Annotated in this window: 22 protein-coding genes; 18 read left to right on the plus strand and 4 right to left on the minus strand. The window is 36.1% G+C overall.

The window, feature by feature from the left end; all coding sequences use genetic code 11:
* Nucleotides 1-142 precede the first annotated feature (142 nt).
* The 3 genes from greA to J2S06_RS01640 are packed head-to-tail and all read left to right on the plus strand — an operon-like array spanning nucleotide 143 to nucleotide 3112.
* Nucleotides 143-619, plus strand: a complete 477-nt coding sequence (greA, locus tag J2S06_RS01630; RefSeq protein ID WP_044895999.1) for a transcription elongation factor GreA — start codon at nucleotides 143-145, stop codon at nucleotides 617-619.
* 51 nt (nucleotides 620-670) lie between these two features.
* Entirely contained in the window at nucleotides 671-2437 is a 1767-nt protein-coding gene (locus J2S06_RS01635; protein WP_419151083.1) for a peptidoglycan D,D-transpeptidase FtsI family protein, read from the plus strand.
* Nucleotides 2438-2482: 45 nt separating this feature from the next.
* Nucleotides 2483-3112: a YrrS family protein gene (locus tag J2S06_RS01640; protein ID WP_419151084.1), complete on the plus strand. Its 630-nt coding sequence runs from the start codon at nucleotides 2483-2485 to the stop codon at nucleotides 3110-3112.
* A 25-nt stretch (nucleotides 3113-3137) separates the two neighbouring features.
* On the opposite strand, the gene J2S06_RS01645 is transcribed toward J2S06_RS01640, so the two are convergent.
* The gene (locus tag J2S06_RS01645; RefSeq protein WP_044896002.1) at nucleotides 3138-3347 is read right to left on the minus strand and encodes a DUF2536 family protein; all 210 of its coding nucleotides are present in this window, start codon (nucleotides 3345-3347) and stop codon (nucleotides 3138-3140) included.
* A 202-nt stretch (nucleotides 3348-3549) separates the two neighbouring features.
* Here J2S06_RS01645 and J2S06_RS01650 point away from each other — a divergent pair, with 202 nt between their 5' ends.
* The 5 genes from J2S06_RS01650 to J2S06_RS01670 all read left to right on the plus strand — a co-directional run bounded on the left by J2S06_RS01650 (nucleotide 3550) and on the right by J2S06_RS01670 (nucleotide 7566).
* Nucleotides 3550-4191: a class I SAM-dependent methyltransferase gene (locus tag J2S06_RS01650; RefSeq protein ID WP_044896003.1), complete on the plus strand. Its 642-nt coding sequence runs from the start codon at nucleotides 3550-3552 to the stop codon at nucleotides 4189-4191.
* 17 nt (nucleotides 4192-4208) lie between these two features.
* Complete coding sequence (gene mtnN, locus J2S06_RS01655; RefSeq protein WP_044896004.1) at nucleotides 4209-4910, plus strand: 5'-methylthioadenosine/S-adenosylhomocysteine nucleosidase; 702 nt, start codon at nucleotides 4209-4211, stop codon at nucleotides 4908-4910.
* A gap of 274 nt (nucleotides 4911-5184) precedes the next feature.
* Nucleotides 5185-6108 carry a PLP-dependent cysteine synthase family protein gene (locus J2S06_RS01660; RefSeq protein WP_419151085.1) on the plus strand — a complete coding sequence of 308 codons (924 nt, stop codon included), beginning with the start codon at nucleotides 5185-5187 and terminating at the stop codon, nucleotides 6106-6108.
* Nucleotide 6109: 1 nt separating this feature from the next.
* Nucleotides 6110-7249 carry a bifunctional cystathionine gamma-lyase/homocysteine desulfhydrase gene (locus J2S06_RS01665; RefSeq protein ID WP_419151086.1) on the plus strand — a complete coding sequence of 380 codons (1140 nt, stop codon included), beginning with the start codon at nucleotides 6110-6112 and terminating at the stop codon, nucleotides 7247-7249.
* Nucleotides 7250-7329: 80 nt separating this feature from the next.
* A complete protein-coding gene (locus J2S06_RS01670; RefSeq protein ID WP_419151087.1) occupies nucleotides 7330-7566 on the plus strand; it encodes a YrhC family protein in 237 nt (78 codons plus the stop codon).
* Between the two features lie 50 nt (nucleotides 7567-7616).
* Here the strand turns inward: J2S06_RS01670 and sigK are convergent, their stop codons facing one another.
* Entirely contained in the window at nucleotides 7617-8339 is a 723-nt protein-coding gene (gene sigK, locus J2S06_RS01675) for an RNA polymerase sporulation sigma factor SigK (protein ID WP_044747662.1), read from the minus strand.
* Nucleotides 8340-8896: 557 nt separating this feature from the next.
* Nucleotides 8897-9037 carry a sporulation histidine kinase inhibitor Sda gene (locus J2S06_RS01680; RefSeq protein WP_044747664.1) on the minus strand — a complete coding sequence of 47 codons (141 nt, stop codon included), beginning with the start codon at nucleotides 9035-9037 and terminating at the stop codon, nucleotides 8897-8899.
* A 360-nt stretch (nucleotides 9038-9397) separates the two neighbouring features.
* Between J2S06_RS01680 and J2S06_RS01685 the strand changes: the two genes are divergently transcribed.
* From J2S06_RS01685 to J2S06_RS01720, 8 genes are read left to right on the plus strand one after another with little or no spacing between them, the layout of a single operon-like run.
* Nucleotides 9398-9946, plus strand: coding sequence for a YqeG family HAD IIIA-type phosphatase (locus J2S06_RS01685; protein WP_419151442.1), 549 nt, complete (start codon nucleotides 9398-9400; stop codon nucleotides 9944-9946).
* 4 nt (nucleotides 9947-9950) lie between these two features.
* Nucleotides 9951-11051 (plus strand): ribosome biogenesis GTPase YqeH, encoded by a 1101-nt coding sequence (yqeH, locus tag J2S06_RS01690; RefSeq protein WP_044747666.1) that lies wholly within the window; start codon nucleotides 9951-9953, stop codon nucleotides 11049-11051.
* A gap of 28 nt (nucleotides 11052-11079) precedes the next feature.
* Nucleotides 11080-11922: a shikimate dehydrogenase gene (aroE, locus tag J2S06_RS01695; protein WP_419151088.1), complete on the plus strand. Its 843-nt coding sequence runs from the start codon at nucleotides 11080-11082 to the stop codon at nucleotides 11920-11922.
* The gene (gene yhbY / locus J2S06_RS01700) at nucleotides 11922-12215 is read left to right on the plus strand and encodes a ribosome assembly RNA-binding protein YhbY (protein WP_044747668.1); all 294 of its coding nucleotides are present in this window, start codon (nucleotides 11922-11924) and stop codon (nucleotides 12213-12215) included. Before aroE ends, yhbY begins: the two co-directional genes overlap by 1 nt.
* A 22-nt stretch (nucleotides 12216-12237) precedes the next feature.
* On the plus strand, nucleotides 12238-12807 hold the full coding sequence (locus tag J2S06_RS01705) for a nicotinate-nucleotide adenylyltransferase (protein WP_419151089.1): 570 nt from the start codon (nucleotides 12238-12240) through the stop codon (nucleotides 12805-12807).
* The gene (gene yqeK / locus J2S06_RS01710) at nucleotides 12797-13366 is read left to right on the plus strand and encodes a bis(5'-nucleosyl)-tetraphosphatase (symmetrical) YqeK (RefSeq protein WP_044747670.1); all 570 of its coding nucleotides are present in this window, start codon (nucleotides 12797-12799) and stop codon (nucleotides 13364-13366) included. The genes J2S06_RS01705 and yqeK overlap by 11 nt, the downstream gene beginning before the upstream one ends.
* A 7-nt stretch (nucleotides 13367-13373) precedes the next feature.
* On the plus strand, nucleotides 13374-13730 hold the full coding sequence (gene rsfS, locus J2S06_RS01715) for a ribosome silencing factor (protein WP_044747671.1): 357 nt from the start codon (nucleotides 13374-13376) through the stop codon (nucleotides 13728-13730).
* Nucleotides 13727-14473 (plus strand): class I SAM-dependent DNA methyltransferase, encoded by a 747-nt coding sequence (locus J2S06_RS01720; protein ID WP_419151090.1) that lies wholly within the window; start codon nucleotides 13727-13729, stop codon nucleotides 14471-14473. The genes rsfS and J2S06_RS01720 overlap by 4 nt, the downstream gene beginning before the upstream one ends.
* Before the next feature lie 256 nt (nucleotides 14474-14729).
* Here J2S06_RS01720 and comER read toward each other — a convergent pair whose 3' ends face one another.
* Nucleotides 14730-15551 (minus strand): late competence protein ComER, encoded by an 822-nt coding sequence (gene comER / locus J2S06_RS01725; protein WP_044747673.1) that lies wholly within the window; start codon nucleotides 15549-15551, stop codon nucleotides 14730-14732.
* 92 nt (nucleotides 15552-15643) lie between these two features.
* Between comER and J2S06_RS01730 the strand changes: the two genes are divergently transcribed.
* Both J2S06_RS01730 and J2S06_RS01735 read left to right on the plus strand, forming a co-directional pair.
* On the plus strand, nucleotides 15644-16249 hold the full coding sequence (locus J2S06_RS01730) for a helix-hairpin-helix domain-containing protein (RefSeq protein ID WP_419151091.1): 606 nt from the start codon (nucleotides 15644-15646) through the stop codon (nucleotides 16247-16249).
* A 66-nt stretch (nucleotides 16250-16315) separates the two neighbouring features.
* Nucleotides 16316-16891 (plus strand): ComE operon protein 2, encoded by a 576-nt coding sequence (locus J2S06_RS01735; RefSeq protein ID WP_044747675.1) that lies wholly within the window; start codon nucleotides 16316-16318, stop codon nucleotides 16889-16891.
* Nucleotides 16892-17040 lie beyond the last annotated feature (149 nt).

Below are 17040 nucleotides of genomic sequence, written 5' to 3' on the forward strand. Positions count from 1 at the left end.
TTATATTATGTATAAGTATACCCGAATCAAAAGGTTCATTCCTTTTGATTCCTTTCTTCTCCATCCGCATTGGCACAAATAAACGTAGTATCTTACATATGCTTAATACTATGGGGATTCCATTATAGAAGGAGTGAAGAACATGAGCGAAGAAAAAGTGTATCCAATGACCCAAGCAGGGAAAGAAAAGCTTGAACAGGAGTTAGAATATTTAAAAACTGTCAAACGTAAGGAAGTTGTTGAACGGATTAAAATTGCTCGTTCTTTCGGTGACCTGTCCGAGAACTCTGAATATGACTCAGCAAAAGAAGAGCAAGCGTTTGTAGAAGGACGAATTACAACATTAGAAAATATGATTCGCAACGCCAAAATTATTGAAGAAGATACAGAAAACAGTACAACCGTATCATTGGGCAAATCTGTAACCTTTATTGAACTTCCTGATGGAGAAGAAGAAACATATACAATTGTCGGAAGTGCTGAAGCTGATCCATTTGAGGGACGAATTTCTAATGATTCGCCAATGGCCAAAAGCTTATTAGGAAAGCAAGTGGGCGATGAAGTAACTGTTCAAACACCTGGTGGAGAAATGGTTGTAAAAATCGTAGCTGTAAAATAATAATGGTTTAACATTTAAACACCTCGTCAACAATGTTGACGAGGTGTTTTTATGCGAAAAATTCAAAAGAGGTTGATAACCTTTGGAATTATTACACTATTTTTCAATGCCGTTCTCATGGCAAGACTTGCACAAATTCAACTTTTTGAGACTGAATCCTTTTCTACGAAAAATATCAATTTAATTGAAGAAAGTGTTAAGCAGAGAACTCAGCAAGTGGTGATAGATGATGGAAGAGGTTATTTTCTTGATCGAAACGGAAGACCGCTAGGAGAACATTACACACCGACGATTGTTCTCTTTCCTTTTTTAAAAGACTATAAATTTCCAATTGAACAGTTGTTGAAAATTATTCCAAATTCATCAGAAAAATTAGAACAGATGCTATTATCGGCTAAAAAGCCTATTATCCTAAATCAAGATATAGGAATTTATGTACAAGATGAAATGATTAATCAAATCAATCAATTAAATATTCCTGGGGTATTTGGTGTTTACATGAAAACAAAATCTCAAGAACCGATTGCCTCTCACTTAATTGGATTAACAAGTGCAGACAATCGATTAATCAAAAAATTATATCCTGATAAAGATCCATTACCATATTATACAACTATTGGCGTAACAGGATTAGAAAGAGCATTTGATGAATTTTTATTACCTGAAAAAGAAACGAAATTAATGTATCATGTCGATGGATTAGGTCGACCGCTTTTTGGAGTTCAAGTCAAATATATGGCGGATAGCAGCCCATTTTATCCAGTTTCTGTTCAAACAACGATTGATGCTGAAATTCAAAAAATGGCAGAAAAAATATTAGAGAAGCATAAATTAAAAAAAGGTGGATTAATCCTATTAGACATTGAGAGAAATGAGGTATTAGCTTTAGTATCGAAGCCGGATCTTAACCGCAATGACAAAAGCACTTTTTACAATTATATGTTCGAACCGATTTTTCCAGGGTCAGTTTTTAAAACGGTTATTGCGGCGGCTGCCATTGAGAAAAATTCCGTTTTACCTAATCGGACTTTTAATTGTGATCTTGATTTGTACGGCAAAAAAGAGAAAGATCCTAACAAACGTTACGGTATGTTGACGTTTACAGAAAGTTTTGCCAAAAGTTGTAATTATGCTTTTGCTGCATTAGGCCAAGAATTAATGGCTAAAAACGATCAAGTTTTCGAGGAATATGCTGAAAAATTAGGGCTTATCAACCTTGTCGGCTGGAAGGGGCAAGTTTATCATTATGAAGAGTTTCAACAAATTCCAATAGAACATTATGGGAAGATTTGGGGGGATGAAAAGGATAAACGAATTACAAAAGCGATCGTACAGACATCCATTGGCCAGAAAAATGTTTCCATAACACCATTAGCCGTTGTTAATATGATGGCAACAATTGCTCGCGGAGGAGAAAAAAGAGAAGTGAAGGTCGCCTCAAAAATTTTATATAAAAACGGCACAACGATGTTTCAATTTGATGATCATCGATTACAAGGTGATACGATTTCACCTTATACAGCTCAAAAATTACAGAAGCTGTTGCGAGAGGTTGTTGCCCATAACGAAGGAACTGGCAGGCGGTTTAACAGCTTACCATTTGAAGTAGCAGGAAAATCTGGCACGGCTGAAACCGGTAAGGATAATGAGAAGGGTGAAAAGCTATACCATAAATGGTTTGCAGGATATTTTCCTTTTCAAAATCCTCAATATGCCCTTGTTGTCGTCGATATGGATACAACAAGCAAAGCGGCCGTAACGAACGATGTTTTTTATGATTTCGTACAATCTCTCTACCAACATATAAACAAACGATAAAATATGTTAAAATATTGGATCAGAATAGGGAAGGAGTAGATGACAATGGGGAATAATCAACGAAAATCTCGTGTTGAATTACGGAATAAAAATCGCCGAACAAATTTCATTTTAAATATATTCATTGCCGTTGTTTTTACTCTCGTATTAGTCGTTGCCTCTCAATTATTTTTTGGAGGAAGAGAAGAAAAAATGGAAACGAAAAACGATCTTGATCAGAAAGATACGCTTATTTCTTCTAAAGAAAATCAAGAGGAGGATGTAGATAAACAAAAGAAACAAGCGGATGAAGAAAAAGAGGAAGATCAAGTACAAAATGTTGAGAAAGATCCATTTAAAGGGGCGACTATCTCTGAGGGTGGCGCAGGCTCTGATGTAGAACAAGTGTTTGAAAATCCAAATTGGAAACCGATTGGCACGAAACAAACGGGAGAGCATTATGCTACATATGATAAAAACTCACTTGATTGGAAGGAGATGGAGCAGGCGTTAAGCTACGCAACAGGTATACCCATTGAAGACATGACCATTCGTTGGCTAGGGAACAATGGAAGTCCACAAGATGCTAAAGGAACGATTGAAAGTAAATCGTCAGGTGCCAAATACCGTGTATATATTACATGGATTGATGGCCAAGGATGGAAGCCAACGAAAGTGGAAGTGTTGAAGCGATAACTATAAGGCTGAGGTTTTTATAACCTCAGCTTTTCTTAGCTTTAAAATGTACGACAGCACTATAAAAGCGTTTCCCATCTTCTGAAACATGCATTTGATGGGAAACGGAATGTACCTCTAATAATATTTGTTGATTATGTTCGATTTGTTCCTGAATTTTCTTTTCAAGTTCTTTTATGTTTGTTGCTTCAAAAAATTCGATTTTATCTTGTATCAGATCAAGATGAATGTTCACATGAGCCCCTCCTTTTGCAAGCTTTTTGTGAACATAGTGTAGCAAATTTATAAAATGATTTAAATACGATTTTGCAGACTTCGACAAATGTTAGTCGCAAATATTTCCATTGTATAATTTTTTATCGTGTGATATGTTGGGAACAGAAAACCTTCTAAATCATAGTATATTTATAAGAATTATCAACATTGGGGTGGCAGTGGTGGGAAGAGAATTTATTGATATGTTTGATGAATGGGCAAATCATTATGATCATACAGTAGTAGGTCAAGATGAACAATATAAAGATGTATTTCAACATTACGAACAAATATTAGAGGAAGTAGTTGAACGATCAGGAAATGTCGTGATTGAGTTTGGATCTGGAACAGGCAATTTAACAAAGAAATTATTAAATAAGGGAAAACAAATTTACTGTATCGAACCTTCTGAAATGATGAGAAGGAAGGCGGAAGAAAAACTTGGAAATTCTGTTCATATCCAAGATGGTGACTTTTTATCCTTCCCAGTACCTAATAAAAACATAGACACGATTGTTAGCACGTATGCCTTTCATCATTTAACAGACGAAGAAAAGGATAAAGCGATTCATATATATAGTCGTATACTTCATACTGGTGGTAAAATAGTTTTTGCTGACACTGCTTTTATTAATCAACAAAGAAAAGAAAAGACAATTGAACGTGCTAAACGACAAGGCTATATGCGCTTAGCCGAGGATTTGCAAACGGAGTATTATACAACCCATGGCATATTAAAAGGAATTTTTAACAAGCATCATTTTGAAGTTGCTTTTAAGCAAATGAATTCTTTCGTTTGGTTGATGGAAGCAGTGAAACAATAAACGAAAGGATGTCTATCATGAAAGTTGCCATTATTGGTGCAATGGAAGAAGAAGTGAAAATTTTACGAGACAAGTTAGAAAATAAAGCACAAGAAGTGATTGCTGCTAGCGAATTTACAACAGGAACTTTAAATGGTGTAGGTGTTATTTTATTAAAATCAGGTATTGGAAAAGTTAACGCTGCAATCAGTACAACGCTTTTATTAGATCGCTTTAAACCGGATTATGTTATTAATACAGGATCAGCTGGGGGGTTCCATCAATCTTTAAATGTTGGAGATGTGGTCATTTCAACTGAGGTGAGACATCATGATGTCGATGTAACAGCTTTTGGATATGAATATGGACAAGTTCCGGGTCTTCCAGCCGCTTTTATCCCAGATCAACTGCTTGTTGACATTGCCGAGAAAAAAGCAAGTGAAATTTCTGATATACAAGTTGTTAAAGGTGCTATCGCCACAGGCGATTCTTTCATGAATGACCCTAATCGTGTGAACTTTATTCGTACAAAGTTTCCAGAGTTGTATGCAGTTGAAATGGAAGCAGCTGCGATTGCTCAAGTATGTTATCAATTTAAAACACCGTTTGTCATTATTCGGGCTCTTTCTGATATAGCAGGGAAAGAATCAAATATTTCATTTGAACAGTTTTTAGGAAAAGCTGCTCTACATTCAACAAACATGGTTGTAAACATTGTTCATGAGTTGAAACATGTATAAAGGAGCCTTTTTCCGGCTCTTTTTTTATGAAGGCTCTTTTCTAAAAGATTGTTGCTTTACTATACGATAGCTTTTCGACTGTCAGGCAAGCGATACGCTTGCTATGTCACGCTCTAGTGTGACGTGAACCGAACAAAAGTCGATGATCGGACAAATATAATTTGTCCGACCACGTGCTTTGTTCGGCTCATGGCCAGTCGGAAAGCAACAAAGTTTGCGAAAACAGCCTTTATGAAAAAAATCGTTTTTTAACATTACTTCAGGAGTGATCACCATGAATATCGTCCGAGGCATCCACTCGTTAATTGGGAATACACCGCTTTATGAATTGACCGCATTTCCCCTTCCTCACAAAGTACGTCTTTTTGCAAAGCTTGAGTTCTTTAATCCAGGTGGGAGTATTAAAGACAGACTCGGTATGGAACTTATTGAAGATGCGATTAAATCTGGAAAACTGAAGGAAGGCGGTACGATTATTGAACCAACTGCAGGAAACACAGGAATCGGATTAGCTCTTGCAGCAATTTCAAAAAAAATAAATGTCATATTTTGCGTACCAGAAAAGTTTAGTCAAGAGAAGCAGCAATTAATGAAAGCGCTAGGTGCAACGATCATTCATACTCCAACATCAGAAGGAATGAGAGGGGCTATTGAAAAAGCAAAGCAACTTGCAAAAGAGATAGACAATGCGTATTGTCCACAGCAATTTCAAAATCCTGCAAATCCCGATACGTATTACAAATCTTTAGCTCCGGAAATTTGGAAACAGCTTGATGGGCAAATTGATATTTTTGTCGCCGGTGCTGGAACTGGTGGCACATTTATGGGAACAGCCTGCTACTTTAAAGAGAAAAATCCAAACGTGAAAACTGTAATCGTAGAGCCAGTAGGTTCTATATTAAACGGAGGCAAACCAGGACCACATAAAACAGAAGGGATCGGAATGGAATTTTTGCCAGATTTTATGGATCCAAGCTTTTTTGACGCCATTTATACGATTCCGGATGAAGCTGCATTTTCTCGTGTTAACGAGCTTGCTGAAAAGGAAGGGCTATTAGTGGGAAGCTCATCTGGTGCTGCTTTTCATGCAGCGATGCTGGAAGCCGAAAAAGCAAAACCTGGTACAAATATTGTTACGATTTTTCCTGACAGCAGTGAACGTTATTTAAGTAAAAAGATATATGAAGGAGGAGTTTAACATGAAACGAAAAACGAAAATGATTCATGGAGGTATAGTCGGTGACAAGCATACTGGTGCTGTTTCGGTTCCTATTTATCAAGTAAGTACGTATAAGCAAGTAGAAGTCGGAAAACATAAAGGCTATGAATATTCTCGCACGGGAAATCCAACTCGTTTTGCACTTGAAGAGCTAATCAAAGACTTAGAAGGTGGCGAAAGAGGATTTGCATTCGGTTCGGGTATGGCTGCAATTACTGCTGTAATGATGCTATTTCATAGTGGAGACCATGTCATTTTGACAGATGATGTATATGGCGGTACGTATCGAGTGATGACAAAGGTGCTAAATCGCCTTGGGATTGAAGCAACGTTTGTTGATACAAGTCGTCTAGAAAATATTACGCGGGAAATAAAAGAAAACACAAAAGCTATTTATATTGAAACACCGACAAATCCATTATTAAAAATTACAGACATTGAAGAAACAGCGAAAATAGCAAAAGAGCACAATTTATTAACAATCGTCGATAACACATTTAGCACTCCTTATTGGCAAACACCAATTGAATTAGGTGCTGATATCGTTTTACACAGTGCGACAAAATATATTGGAGGCCATAGTGATGTTGTAGCTGGTTTAGTCGTGGTTAAATCTGAAACGCTTGCGGATGAGCTTCATTTTATCCAAAATTCTACTGGAGGCATATTAGGACCACAGGATTCTTGGTTATTAATGAGAGGGATTAAAACACTAGGTTTGCGTATGGAGGCACATGAGGAAAATGCGCGGCAAATCGTAGAGTTTTTACAAAATCATCCATCTGTATTAAAGGTATATTACCCAGGCTTAAAAGAACATCCAAACCATCAAATTGCCAAAAAGCAAGCACGTGGCTTTGGTGGAATGATTTCCTTTGATGTAGGCAGTGCAGAAAGAGCTGAAAAGCTATTAAGTCATGTAAAATACTTTACATTGGCAGAAAGCTTAGGTGCTGTTGAAAGTTTAATTTCCGTTCCAGCCAAAATGACACACGCTTCCATTCCAAAAGATCGTCGCGAAGTGCTAGGAATTACAGATGGACTTGTCCGGATCTCAGTAGGAATTGAAGATGCTGATGATTTAATAGAAGATTTAAAACAAGCATTGGAACAGTCATAGTGGTTAAAATTACAAGCTTAATAGTCTTTAAAATATGTTACGCTAATAGTAAGCTAACATGATTTTAACAGGTGATTAAAATGGAAAAAAAGAAACTGTACGATTTAATGTTAGATTTTAAACGCTATGCTATGATTCTACTTGCGATTAGTACTTTTTTGTATATCGGCTTATTTATTCCGGAAGGGTATGTTGTCCTTACAACGAAAGAACAATTAGGGCTATTAAGCGTAACATCGGTATTATTGTTTAGTTCACTTTTTTGTTTTTGGCTTTCTTTAAAATATCGACATCAATTAGACGACCTCGACGAATAAAATATTTCTGTGCCAAATGAAAAGAGCCGCCAAAAGCGGCTCTTTTATTCTTACTTCCCCTCATTCATCCGTTTTTCCTTCTCAACTCGGAAAAATTCATGAAATATTTTCATTAATGCTCTTTTCTCAATTCTAGATACGTAGCTTCTTGATATACCTAACTCTTTGGCAATTTCACGCTGCGTTTTCTCTTCTTGCATATTTAAACCAAATCGTCCAATAATCACTTCCTTTTCTCGCTCATCTAAAATATCTATATATTCTTTTACTTTTTCAAGTTCCATATTCAATTGAATTGTGTCGATAATATCTTCATTTTCCGATTTTAACACATCCATTAAGCTGATTTCGTTTCCTTCTTTATCTTGACCAATCGGGTCATGTAATGAAACATCTTTTTTTGTTTTTTTTAATGCTCTTAAATGCATCAAGATTTCATTTTCAATACATCTAGCTGCATATGTAGCGAGTTTAGTCCCTTTTCCTTGAGAGTAGCTTTCAATGGCTTTAATTAAACCAATCGTACCGATAGAAATTAAATCTTCTGAATCTTCACCAGTATTTTCGAACTTTTTGACGATATGAGCAACAAGGCGTAAATTATGTTCTATTAGGATATTTCTTGCTTCTTCATCACCTTTTTCCAACAGCTGTAAATATTTTTTTTCCTCACTTGGTGATAAAGGTTGTGGAAAGGCATTGTTTTTTACATATGACACTAGAAAAAATAGTTCTTTAAATAAAAAACTAAATGCTGTTATGATTCCTGACATCATCTCACCTCCACATATTGTATATTAAATTGTATGAAAATTCCTTCTTGTCCTTGTCTGTACAACATATGAAACATGATTTTCTTTCATGAAATGATGGGAAAATAGACGAGAAGACTATACCTTCTATGATTACAATACATAAAATGAGAAAAAAGCAGGATGGAAGTCATCAGCATGATTCCATATGAATGTTATCCTTATGGACCATTTTAACAATCCGCCTTATCCTTTTGACGGTCGGTTTTGGTATGCTTTTCTGATCATTTTGTTCATATTGCTGATCATTATTGGGGGAGGATATTGTTATTACCGCTTCTTGTCTTAAAAGAGCCACCTCTTCATCTAATTTGGGAGGTGGCTCGTGTCCTTTATTATAGGCTGTTTTCATCCAACTTTGATAATACGTTGCCATGTGAGAAGTGTGAGGTTAGACGAAGCAATCAGCGGATCACCGATTGATGGAAACGACACTTTTCATCTTTAAAGCAACAATCATGACAAAAGGAGATTGATTTAAAAAAATGACGATTGACATAAAAAAAATGCCACTTGGCTTATGATGTAACTTTTAAAACATGGCCAAGTGAGCGTCGCTTAATTTCTAATCTTATTAATTCGATAAAATCTTCACTTAAATTCATTTCCATTGCTTTGTAATAAGATTCAATTAATAATTCATCCGATAATTTTTTCATTGAAGAAGTCACTTTATGTGACAGGCACCTCCTTCCATTAGATTAGTACTATATTTCGTATTGTTTTCATATAATAAATAATTTATGGTCGTAACCTAAATCTACCATGTTTTCGAAAAGAGAACAACCGTTCTGTTATCCACACTTTCTAGTGGATAAGCTGTGGGTAGATTGTTTATAATCGCAAAAAATGCGATGATTTAAAGGTGAATAATGTGTACAATTTTATCCACAACTGTTGAATGTTTGTAAAAATTGTCGAAAAATTTATTCATTTTTATCCGAAAAGAAAAACTAATAATAATTTGTAAAGTTTGCTTTGAAAGTAGTGAAGAAATTCGATATGATGTAAGTTGGTCTATAAAAGATAATAACATACAAGAGGTGTTATCCTTGTTAAAGCTTTTTTTGCCAGAGGTTTATGTAGGAAGCATATTTCATATTAGCCCTGATTTTTTAAAAAAACGACGTATAAAAGGAATTATTACGGATTTAGATAATACACTTGTCGAATGGGATCGTCCGAATGCTACTCCGAAATTAATGGAATGGTTTAATATGATGGAGAAAAGCGGAATTAAGGTGACCATTGTCTCCAATAATAATGAAAAAAGAGTGCGATTATTTTCTGAACCACTAGGTATTCCGTTTATTTCAGAGGCTAAAAAGCCAATGAGACGAGCCTTTCACAAGGCGCTGGCATCAATGGGATTATCGAAAGATGAAGTCGTTGTGATCGGTGATCAGCTGCTGACAGATGTTTTAGGAGGCAATCGCAGTGGATTCAAAACGATTTTAGTCGTCCCCGTTTCATCTACTGACGGATTTTGGACGAGATTGAACCGGAAAATTGAGCGAAAAATTTTATCGACCTTAAAACGAAAAGGTATGTTAAAGTGGGAGGAATGACACTTTGAGTGAAATCGTTTGTGTTGGTTGTGGCATTAAAATTCAGACAGAAGATCCCGGTAAACCTGGTTATACCCCAAAAGCTGCTTTAGAAAAAGAGGAAGTCATTTGCAGACGCTGTTTTCGCATCAAAAATTATAACGATATTCAAGATGTTTCCTTAAATGATGAAGATTTTTTGAAAATTTTACACAAGATTGGTGAAACGAAAGCTTTAGTCGTAAAAATAGTGGATATTTTTGATGTGAATGGAAGCTGGATAAAGGGTATTCAACGATTTGTCGGCCATAATCCTATCATTCTAGTTGGGAATAAAGTTGACGTTTTACCTAAATCTGTAAAGGAACAAAAACTAATAAATTGGATGAGAAGACAAGCAAAAGAATATGGTTTAAAGCCGATTGATGTTTTTCTCGTAAGCTCATCAAAAGGTCATGGAATAAAAGAAGTTGCCGCAGCTATTGACCATTACCGAAATGGACAAGATGTTTATGTAGTTGGTTGTACAAATGTAGGTAAATCAACATTTATTAATCGAATCATTAAAGAAGTGACAGGTGAAGGGGACATGATTACAACGTCCCATTTCCCAGGTACAACTCTAGATCTTATCGAAATTCCTTTGCATGATGGGGCAGCGCTATATGATACGCCAGGTATTATAAACCATCACCAAATGGCTCATTACATTGATCGCCGGGATTTAAAGCTTTTAACACCAAAAAAAGAAATTAAACCGAAAGTGTATCAATTAAACGAAGAGCAAACGTTATTTTTCGGTGGACTAGCCCGATTAGATTTTATCAAAGGCGGAAGAACTTCATTTGTTTGTTATCTTCCAAATGAAATGAATATTCATCGCACAAAGTTAGAGAAAGCAGATTCACTATATAAAACACATGTAGGGGAAATGCTTTTTCCACCAAGGAAGGAATATGTCGAATCCTTTCCAGAGCTTGTTCCACATGAATTCACCATTAAATCGAAAAAAACAGATATCGTCTTTTCTGGACTTGGCTGGGTAACGGTAAATGAAGAAAATAAACGCGTCATTGCTTATGCCCCGAAAGGCGTACATGTTGCGTTGCGTCATTCCTTAATTTAAACTCAAGATAAAAGGGGAGGGAGAAAAAATGGAAGAAATTTTTGGGGTTATAGGCGATCCGATTGGACATTCTATGTCGCCGCTTATCCATAATGATGCTTTCAAGCATCATCACATAAAAGGAGTATACCTTCCTTTTCAAGTAAAACAAGAACATTTAAAAGAAGCTGTTGAAGGAATAAAAGCATTAGGCATAAAAGGATTGAATGTGACGATACCACATAAAGTAAGCATTATGCCAATGTTAGACGAAATCGATGAAAGCGCCCGTTTAATCGGTGCTGTTAATACCGTACAGAATCGCGATGGAAAATTGATCGGTTATAATACAGATGGAGTAGGTTTTTACAAGTCCATCAAACCGTTTGTGCAGAAAGAGCATTCCGAAGCTCAAGTGTTGTTGATTGGGGCAGGGGGAGCTGCACGAGCCATTTTGACGACATTAGCAAAAGAAGGATTTGTAAACATTGATCTTGTAAACCGAACGAAAGAGCGCGCACAGCAATTAAAAGAACTTTGTCCATTTCAAATAAATGGAAAAATCTATTCACTAGAGGAATTCCGTCATACTGTAAAAATATATGATTTAATTGTTCAAACGACATCAATTGGAATGTCACCGCATGTCCATGCAAAACCATTAGAACTATCGGGGTTGATTCACGAACAAACAGTCGTAACAGACATTATTTATAATCCGCTACAAACAGCATTTTTGAAGGAAGCTAAAAAACTTGGTGCAAAAACGGTTGATGGCGTTGGCATGTTTGTTCATCAAGCGGCGCAAGCTTTTCAATTATGGACAGGAATTGAGCCAAATGTTCAACGTATGAAAAATATTGTCTATGAAAAATTGAGAGGAGCATCATGATGTTAACAGGAAAGCAAAAGCGGTATTTACGTTCTTTAGCTCACCATTTAGATCCGATTTTTCAAGTCGGTAAAGGTGGGGTGAATGAAAATATGGTGAAGCAAATAAGGGAAGCGTTAGAAGCAAGGGAACTCATAAAGGTGAGTGTGCTGCAAAACTGTGATATGGATAAAAAAAACGTTGCTCAAGAGATTGCCAATGGATCTAATGCAGAGCTTGTGCAAATCATTGGTAATGTTATCGTTCTTTATAAAGAATCGGAGGAACGGAAACAAATTGTGTTGCCGAACTAAACTGTAGAGAGGGGGATATTGAGTGAAAAAGGTTGGCATATTTGGTGGAACGTTTGATCCACCTCATTTCGGCCATTTACTGATTGCGAATGAAGTTTTACATTCGCTAAATTTAACGGAAATATGGTTTATGCCTAACCAAATTCCTCCTCATAAGCAAAATGAAAAGATTTGTGATAGCTATCACCGAGTAAATATGTTAAAGCTAGCCGTTAAAGGGAATGAATTTTTTCGCATTGAAACGATTGAATTGGAACGGCCTGGCCCTTCCTATACATATGACACGATACGACTTTTAAAACAGCGGTATTCGCAAGTCGAATTTTATTTCATTATTGGTGCTGACATGATTGAATATTTGCCAAAATGGTATAAAATTGAGCAATTGCAAAACTGTATTCAATTTGTCGGTGTTAAAAGAACGGGTTATTCCATTCAATCACCATTTTCCATTTTAGAAGTGAATGTACCTCAATTCGACGTATCTTCAACCATGATACGCAAGCGCTTGAAGGAAGGAAAAACCGTTCATTACCTGTTACCAGAATCAGTTATTCAATATATAAAGGAGAATCATTTATATGAATCGTGAAGAAGCATTGTCCATTGTGAAAAAAAAATTGACAGAGCATCGGTATCAACATACAATCGGTGTAATGGAAACGGCGGTGGCACTTGCGGAAAAATACGGTGTAAATCCGAAAAAGGCAGAGTTAGCAGCTATATTTCACGATTATGCTAAATTTTATCCAAAAGATGAAATGAAACAAATCATTGTGGAGCAAAATATGCCAAAGGATTTATTAGATTACAATACAGAGCTTTGGCATGCGCCGGTCGGAGCGTATTTAGCGGAAAAAGAAGTTGGAATACACGATTCAGATGTGTTGGATGCCATCAAATACCATACTTCCGGAAGGGAACAGATGACTCCATTAGAAAAAGTCATCTATTTAGCAGACTATATTGAGCCAGGACGTCATTTTCCTGGTGTCGAGGAAGTTCGACAATTAGCGATGGACAATTTAGACCGCGCTCTATTTAAATCTATGCAAAATACGATCATTTTTTTAATGAAAAAAAATCAACCGATCTACCCAGATACGTTTAAAGCTTACAATGATTTAGCAAAACGATTAAAGGAGGAATGATCATTAAATGACTTCATATGAAGTTCTTGAATTAGCAGTTAAAGCTTGCGATGCTAAAAAAGCAGAAGATATTATTGCCTTAAATATGAAAAGGATCTCACTTATGGCTGATTATTTTCTTATTTGTCATGGAAATAACGAAAAGCAAGTGCAAGCAATAGCAAGAGAATTAAAAGAGAAAGCAGAAGAAAACGGGTTATCTGTTAAAAGGATGGAAGGTTTTGAAGAGGCGAAATGGATTCTTGTTGACCTTGGCGATGTAATTGCTCATATCTTTCACCGTGATGAAAGAAGTTATTATAACTTAGAGAAGCTTTGGGGTGATGCCCCAATAGAAGATGTTAATAGTGAGCTGCTATCATGATGTACCATCATTTCGCTTATATTTATGATTATTTGATGAAGGATGTTCCTTATGATAAGTGGGTGCAATTTTTACATCAAAGCTCCATTACTTATGGAAACGGTGGAAAGAGAGTTTTAGATCTTGCCTGTGGGACTGGGGAAATTTCCTATCGGCTAGCGCAATTAGGCTATCACGTAACTGGTGTAGATTTATCTGAAGATATGCTTGCAATTGCTCAGGAAAAGATGGAAGCGTATGGTCAAAATCATGCTTTATTTGTGAAGCAAGATATGCGCTCCTTACACGGCTTTCAACCATTTGACTATATTTTTATCTGCGTTGATGCGATCAATTATTTATTAACAAAAGAAGATGTATTGGCGACATTTCAACATGTGTTTGAACATTTAAATGATGGAGGCTTGCTCATTTTCGATGTTCATTCTGTTTATAAAGTAGAAAACTTATTGAAAGGAAATACTTTTGCCGATAACGATGATGAAATAAGTTATATTTGGAATTGTTTTGAAGGATCGTATCAGCATAGTGTTGTACATGAGTTAACTTTTTTTGTGAGAAACGGTGAAAATTATAAACGCTATGATGAGGATCATGAACAACGGACATTTTCGGTTCAGGAATATAAACAAATGCTAGTGGAATGTCGCTTATCTGTATTGAAGGTTTTAACAGCATTCGAACATACTCCAATGGATCAAGCTGAAAGAATCTTCTTCATTGCAAGAAAAGAGGGAAAATGAGAAACCATCGATATTACTTCGATGGTTTCAGACGAAAAGCATTTTAGGATCACTATTTTGCAAAAAAGCTACCCTCCCTCTGCTTTTGTCAATGACTGTATAAAATATTTAAAAAATATTGAAGGAATTTGTTTAAAGATTAGCGAAGTATATATTACACATTAAGAAAAATTCGTTTCAACGATACAGTGGCAAAGTTTAGATCAGGATACGGCTTACTTTTCGCTTCATGAGATCGTTGACGATTTACATTTCTTTAGGAGTGAAATTGCTCAGTCACTACTTTGACATCTTCGTCATATTTTGCATGTGTACGCTGAAATAAATGAATAAAAAGATCCCCAATTTCAGAATCCAACACTTTAATTCCTTCTCCTGTTACTCCACCTTTCACACATACTTTCTTTTGTAAAGCAGGTAATGTATAGTGACCGCTTTCTATTAATTTCCCCAGCCCTATAAGCATTTCACTTGCTAGTTGAACCGCTTTTTCTTGAGAAATTTCTGTTTCTTTTACAGCTGCTTCTATAAATTTTTGCAAAAGGAAGCTAAAAAAGGCAGGTCCACAGCTAACAATGTCTGATGCAATTCTCGTAATGTTGTTTTCAATTTCTATCGGTGTCGAAATATGGGAAAATAATTCTTTAATGGTTAATTTCGCTTCCATTGAACATCGGCTCCCGAAAGTGAATAATGATACACCTGATAAGGCTCGATTCGTAATACTCGGAATCACTCTTGCTGCTTGGCACGATACCATGGATTCAATTTGTTCAACAGTTAGCGGACTTGTGATCGAAATTAGGCATTGCTTTTCATGTAAATGCTCTCGAATTTTCATTAAAAGGGGGTGTATATCTAAAGGTTTGACACAAATAAAAATATAATCCGCATTTTTGACAACTTCTTCTACGGTTAAACAAAGGTTGATGCTAGGATATGATTCTTGAATTTTTTCCGCCTTTTTTATTGTTCTATTCGTAATATAAATTGACGAGGGAGATAGGACATTTGCGTCGAGAAATGCTTCAATGAGAATCCGCCCCATATTTCCTGTTCCAACAAAACCTACATTCATTTAATCACCCCTCCTTTTTAAAACATTTTCTCTCCTACACAATATGAAAAAGAAAAACAATTTATGAACAATGAAAGGAGATTTTTTATCAAATGGATTATCGGTTGCTTTTTAAAAAATATTGGATCGTTCCTGTTCTTTTTGTGATCGGTATAATAACATTGGTTCAATATACAGAACGAGATGAGCATGTTGTCACAGAAAATGAACAGCAGCTTCAAGAGCATGATATGCCTGAATTTGAAAGGATAAGTCAAGAAAATGACCAGCAAGAGGAGATGATCATTTATGTTGATGTTAAAGGGGCTGTGAAAAATCCAGGTGTTTACGAAGTGAAGGAAACGGACCGTGTATTAACGGTAATCGAAAAGGCTGGTGGGTTTCATGAAAATGCAGATATTAACCAAGTGAATTTAGCAGCGAAGCTTGTTGATGGCTCGATCGTCTATGTTCCGAAAATAGGGGAACAAGCTAGCAATGATAACAATCAATCCCCTTCGAATAATAAAATAAATATTAACAATGCGACGATGGAAGAGCTGCAAACGTTAACTGGAATTGGCCCATCAAAAGCAGAAGCAATTATATCATATCGTGAAGAAAATGGACCATTTCAAGCAGTTGATGAAATTAAAAATGTTTCAGGCATTGGCGAAAAATCGTTTGAAAAAATAAAAGACGATATTACAGTACAATAAGGATTGACGGTTAATGAATAATATAGCTAAACTGTAATGGAATAATCATAGGACGGAGGAAAAAGGATGGAGCGAATTTCATGGAATCAATATTTTATGGCACAAAGTCATTTGCTTGCACTTCGGAGCACGTGTACTAGACTAGCTGTAGGTGCAACGATTGTTCGTGATAAACGCATTATTGCAGGAGGCTATAATGGTTCCATTGCTGGTGGAGTTCACTGTACAGACGTTGGATGTTATGTGGTTGATAACCATTGTGTTCGAACGATACATGCGGAAATGAACGCCCTATTACAATGTGCTAAATTTGGTGTTCCAACAGAAGGAGCGGAAATTTATGTTACTCATTTTCCATGTCTGCAATGTAGTAAAGCCCTTATTCAAGCTGGAATCAAGCAAGTCTACTATGCGAAAAATTACAAAAATCATCCGTATGCACTTGAGTTGTTCGACCAAGCAGGTGTACAAGTCGAGCAGGTGGAATTTGATGAAACAACTTTAGACCTTAAAAAAAATGAAAAATGGGATTATGTCAAGCAATTGTTAAATCATCTAGCCCAATTAGGGGTATCGGAAAAAGAATTAAGTCAATGGAACGAACAAGCCATAAAGCTTTTTAAAACAAGGCTGTTTTCGTAAACTTTGATGCTTTTCGACTGTCTATGAACTGAACAAAGCACATGATCGGACAAATTACATTTGTCCGACCAACGATTTTTGTTCGCATCACACGTCACGCTTGCAAGTGACATAGCAAGCGTCTCTTTCTTATGACAGTCGAAAAGCTA

The sequence above is a fragment of the Bacillus alveayuensis genome (genome assembly GCA_030812955.1).
Lineage (GTDB): Bacteria > Bacillota > Bacilli > Bacillales > Aeribacillaceae > Bacillus_CB > Bacillus_CB alveayuensis.

What these genes read in the sequence shown, in the direction of transcription:
- greA (WP_044895999.1), top strand. Translation starts at nt 143, where the DNA reads ATGAGCGAAGAAAAAGTGTATCCAATGACCCAAGCAGGGAAAGAAAAG.
- J2S06_RS01635 (WP_419151083.1), top strand. Translation starts at nt 671, where the DNA reads ATGCGAAAAATTCAAAAGAGGTTGATAACCTTTGGAATTATTACACTA.
- J2S06_RS01640 (WP_419151084.1), top strand. Translation starts at nt 2,483, where the DNA reads ATGGGGAATAATCAACGAAAATCTCGTGTTGAATTACGGAATAAAAAT.
- mtnN (WP_044896004.1), top strand. Translation starts at nt 4,209, where the DNA reads ATGAAAGTTGCCATTATTGGTGCAATGGAAGAAGAAGTGAAAATTTTA.
- J2S06_RS01660 (WP_419151085.1), top strand. Translation starts at nt 5,185, where the DNA reads ATGAATATCGTCCGAGGCATCCACTCGTTAATTGGGAATACACCGCTT.
- J2S06_RS01665 (WP_419151086.1), top strand. Translation starts at nt 6,110, where the DNA reads ATGAAACGAAAAACGAAAATGATTCATGGAGGTATAGTCGGTGACAAG.
- J2S06_RS01670 (WP_419151087.1), top strand. Translation starts at nt 7,330, where the DNA reads ATGGAAAAAAAGAAACTGTACGATTTAATGTTAGATTTTAAACGCTAT.
- sigK (WP_044747662.1), bottom strand. Translation starts at nt 8,339, where the DNA reads ATGTCAGGAATCATAACAGCATTTAGTTTTTTATTTAAAGAACTATTT.
- J2S06_RS01680 (WP_044747664.1), bottom strand. Translation starts at nt 9,037, where the DNA reads ATGAAAAAATTATCGGATGAATTATTAATTGAATCTTATTACAAAGCA.
- aroE (WP_419151088.1), top strand. Translation starts at nt 11,080, where the DNA reads ATGGAAGAAATTTTTGGGGTTATAGGCGATCCGATTGGACATTCTATG.
- yhbY (WP_044747668.1), top strand. Translation starts at nt 11,922, where the DNA reads ATGTTAACAGGAAAGCAAAAGCGGTATTTACGTTCTTTAGCTCACCAT.
- yqeK (WP_044747670.1), top strand. Translation starts at nt 12,797, where the DNA reads ATGAATCGTGAAGAAGCATTGTCCATTGTGAAAAAAAAATTGACAGAG.
- rsfS (WP_044747671.1), top strand. Translation starts at nt 13,374, where the DNA reads ATGACTTCATATGAAGTTCTTGAATTAGCAGTTAAAGCTTGCGATGCT.
- J2S06_RS01720 (WP_419151090.1), top strand. Translation starts at nt 13,727, where the DNA reads ATGATGTACCATCATTTCGCTTATATTTATGATTATTTGATGAAGGAT.
- comER (WP_044747673.1), bottom strand. Translation starts at nt 15,551, where the DNA reads ATGAATGTAGGTTTTGTTGGAACAGGAAATATGGGGCGGATTCTCATT.
- J2S06_RS01730 (WP_419151091.1), top strand. Translation starts at nt 15,644, where the DNA reads ATGGATTATCGGTTGCTTTTTAAAAAATATTGGATCGTTCCTGTTCTT.
- J2S06_RS01735 (WP_044747675.1), top strand. Translation starts at nt 16,316, where the DNA reads ATGGAGCGAATTTCATGGAATCAATATTTTATGGCACAAAGTCATTTG.